Source organism: Vibrio sp. 03_296, from assembly GCF_002265885.1.
In genome coordinates, this window is the sequence record NZ_NPKW01001166.1 from 1 (window position 1) to 3,780 (window position 3,780).

A 3,780-nucleotide genomic window follows, 5' to 3' on the forward strand; every position below is an offset into this window, starting at 1 on the left:
TTCTAGGAATTTGGTCACTTTTAAATTTTTTCATCAACCATCTTAAATTTAAAATGTTTTACATAACGCCGCGTTAAGGGGTGAATGCCGCATAAACCAACCTTCCGCAGACCACTTTCACCACCAAAACCAACCGCAWACCAAAAATGCCACGCGGCATGAATCCCTCTTAAACGCCTTGTATGGATAATAACTAACGAATCAGGGTAAGGTGAGACCCAGACTTTAGCTGCAACTAAAGTTCTCTATCTGATAGTTCGATTGAACGCTGGCTCCTCTATTGAGAGACCGATAACAAGAACGAACATCAGATAGAACTCCAAGCATCACACTCGAATAGTCTTCTGGGTCTCGAGCCCGCATTTCGCAAGCAAGAGTTAGCTTATTATGAATACAAATACACTTCAAAACATTAATGTCGGCGTTGATACAGGTAAGACACAACTTGATATCTATATCCGCCCTCTCGATATCTATTTTAATGTCACAAATGATGAAAAAGGCATCAAACAAGCCGTTCGCACTATTGCTAAATATCATCCAGAACGGATTGTTATTGAAGCAACCGGTCGATTGGAGATGCCATTCATCTTAGCGTGTGAAAAAGCCAATCTGCCTTATGTCATCGCTAACCCATTACACATCAAAAAGTTTTCTGGTGCTCTTGGCAATAAAGCGAAAAACGACCGCCTAGATGCGCAATGTAGATCAGATAAGGATCGGTTGACCGATCCTTCTGATGAGAGACAATCGGTAAACCTGTTTATAGGTTTCCGATTTTTTATGTCTATCCAAAACTATTTTGCTGACTTTCTTGAAGAGAGTCCTGTTGATGTCGCTCAGCTAACCACCTTCTCCGAGCATATTCCTGATGAGTGGGTTGCTAAAGCGGCAACACTTTCCGATAAAGCGACAATTCGTCGACGTCGTTTACCTAGTGATATGGTTCTTTGGCTTATTGTTGGAATGGCGTTTTTCCGCAATGAGTCTATTGCAGAAGTCGCACGGCGAATGAATGTCTGTGCCGAGGGCTTAGCCGATGAGGAACTGCTAGCTAAAAGTGCTTTAACGCAAGCAAGGCAACGCCTTGGTAAAGCTGCTCCAGAATGGTTGTTTAGACAATGCAGTCACACATGGGGTCTAGAGCGTTACCCCGAGGATACTTGGCAAGGCTTACAAGTCTTCGCTATTGATGGGGCTCTTTTTCGAACCGCTGATACATCAGAACTAAGAGAACATTTTGGGTCAGGTAATACATCCAGCGAGAGGCAGACACCTCATCCAGTACTTAGGGTGGTGACAATGATGAATGTTCGCTCACATGTCATTGTAGACGCAGCTATAAGCCCCTATCGTCGTGGTGAAATACCGCTTGCAATGCCCTTTATTGACTCTCTACCTGATAACTCAGTGACTTTACTAGATAAGGGGTTTTATGGCGCAGACTTACTTCTTTCTCTCCAAAATAGTGGCTCCAACAGGCATTGGTTGTTACCAGCGAAGAAAGGGGTGAAATTCAGACTTCTGGACGATGAAGAGAGCGACGACATGTTGGTAGAAATGAAAGTCTCTCCACAGGCTCGCAAGAAAAATCCTAACCTACCTGAAAAATGGCAAGTCAGAGCCGTTACTTATCAAGTACAAGGTAAGCACAAAACAGTGTTTACGTCTTTGCCTAGGGAAGAGTACGATGCGGAATCAGTAGCCGAGCTTTACCATGAGAGATGGGAAATTGAGTTAGGGTACAGAGACATAAAAAGTTCGATGCAGCACAACGCGTTAGTGCTGAGGAGTAAGACGGTCGAGCTTGTCTATCAAGAGTTATGGGGGCTGTTGCTTGGTTATAACTTGGTAAGACGAGAAGCCAGTCAAGCGGCCGTAGCACATGGTCGAATGGCCAATGAAATCAGTTTTAAATACGCTTGTCAGTTCATCGCTAGTCAACTGAAAGTAATGAGCAAAGCGGTATCTCCAGGTAATACACCGAAGCGTCTAAAAAGTCTGCGCGGAGACTTATCCATCCTTTTTATAGACAAACGCCCTAAGCCAAATCGGCCTAGGGCGGTAAAAATATCAAAGACCCGATATCCTGTTAATCGCAAGGCAGCTCCTCTTAAGTGAACTACATTGCGCCTAGATGCGGCGCTTATCGCCCACTACGCCGAAGCAATCAAGCCAAAACTCACGCAATTAAAAAGTGAAAACATACGTTTAATGAGCGACTTAGTCACTAGACGAAACCAATTACTATCAATGCAAACGATGGAAAAGAATCGACATCAAATCCTTCCTCAATCACTTGCATCTTCAATCAAACCTATCTTAACTGCTCTCAAAAATCAGATTGCAAAAGTAGAAAACAGAATCGAAAAACTCATAGAAACTTGCCCTGACTACCAAGCTAAAAACGAGATACTGCAGAGCGTCCCTGGTATCGGGAAAATCGCCGCAGCGTCACTTATTAGTAACGTTCCTGAGCTCGGTTACATCACCAACAAACAAGCAGCCTCTTTAATCGGGGTTGCACCCATTACGCGTGAAAGTGGCAGTTTCAAAGGCAAGAGAATGATCAAAGGTGGACGGATGCAAGTAAGGACTGTTTTATACATGGCCATGATGTCAGCGATGCAATGTAACCCTGTATTTAAAGAAACATATCAACGACTTTTGGCTGCTGGAAAACCCAAAAAAGTAGCGCTCATTGCCTGCGTCAGAAAGATGGTAGTTATTCTAAATTCAATGCTTAGAGATGGCTGTATGTGGAATGGCAGATAGCGCCAAAAATTAACTATTGACGCCATAGTCTCTTGTTATGTTTAAGRCTCAAAGGGTTAAGTTTTGCGATACCAAGAGCTTAACTCGACTTATCTTTGAAAACCAAAGCTAGAAGATAAAAAGCTGAATTAACTCATAATTTTGATGCGCTGACTTTGAGTTTTAACGTGAGAAACCGAAAACTGGAGCTCAAACTTTGAAACCAAGACGCTTTTTTCGAATCACAAACACACTGAGCTTTAATGAGGCAACTCTCAGAATTTTTCGTGCCCACGAATTGGAGTCCGGAAAACAGCGACCACCGAAAGCCAACTTGCCGACAAGACCAACATTGGAAATGCGAAGGAACAAAGAAAAGATGCAACCGGCTGATTTTACGTGATTAAACATAACGCCGCGTTAAGGGGTGCAGGCACGCAATACAAAAGCTACCGCACAGTGACTTAATCACTGAACCCAACGCAAACCGAAAATGCCACGCGTGCCAAATCCCACTTAAACGCTTTGTTATGCTTAAGCTTCAATGGCTTACGTTTGACCAGAACCAAGATTAACTCGACATTGATTCACAAACAAAAACCAAAACGTAGAAAACCGAAATGAATCATAGTTTTGATAATCAGGCTCGGAATTTTGGCAAATCTAGTTTTAAGTTTGAAAACCTAGAAATGGATTTCTGATTGAGCCAACCGCCCTAACCTCGCGCTTACCCAACAATTGATTGAGGCAATACTCAGAGTTTTCAGCACCAAAGAATAAGTGTCCGAAAAACAGCGCTCAAAAAAGCCGACTTGCCGAAAAACGCCAAACTGAAAAGCAAAGGGAACAAAGAAAAACCATAAACCACTGATTTTACGTGATTAAGCATAACGCCCTGTTAAGGGGTGAGCAACGCAATACCGAAGCCGCCGCATACCGCCTTAAACACTAAAACCAACGCATAGTAAAAATGCCACGCGTTGCGAATCCCTCTTAAACAGTTTGTTATAACACAATTCCACCATA

The 3,780-nt window shown here is 43.0% G+C and carries 1 protein-coding gene and 3 pseudogenes; 3 read left to right on the forward strand and 1 reads right to left on the reverse strand.

From position 1 onward, the window contains the following. Positions 1-65: 65 nt before the first annotated feature. A pseudogene (locus tag CIK04_RS35890) lies at positions 66-188 on the reverse strand (DUF3265 domain-containing protein); the annotation flags it as partial. A 199-nt stretch (positions 189-387) separates the two neighbouring features. Here CIK04_RS35890 and CIK04_RS30595 point away from each other — a divergent pair. From CIK04_RS30595 to CIK04_RS30605, 3 genes and pseudogenes are all read left to right on the forward strand, one after another. Then, positions 388-702, forward strand: a pseudogene (locus CIK04_RS30595) (transposase); the annotation flags it as partial. A gap of 81 nt (positions 703-783) precedes the next feature. Then, positions 784-2,121, forward strand: coding sequence for an IS4-like element ISVvu3 family transposase (locus CIK04_RS30600; protein ID WP_011149570.1), 1,338 nt, complete (start codon positions 784-786; stop codon positions 2,119-2,121). Between the two features lie 3 nt (positions 2,122-2,124). Then, positions 2,125-2,788: pseudogene (locus tag CIK04_RS30605) on the forward strand (IS110 family transposase); the annotation flags it as partial. Between the last annotated feature and the right edge of the window lie 992 nt (positions 2,789-3,780).

Coding starts and splice junctions, on each gene's coding strand:
- CIK04_RS30600 (WP_011149570.1), top strand. CDS start 784: ATGTCTATCCAAAACTATTTTGCTGACTTTCTTGAAGAGAGTCCTGTT.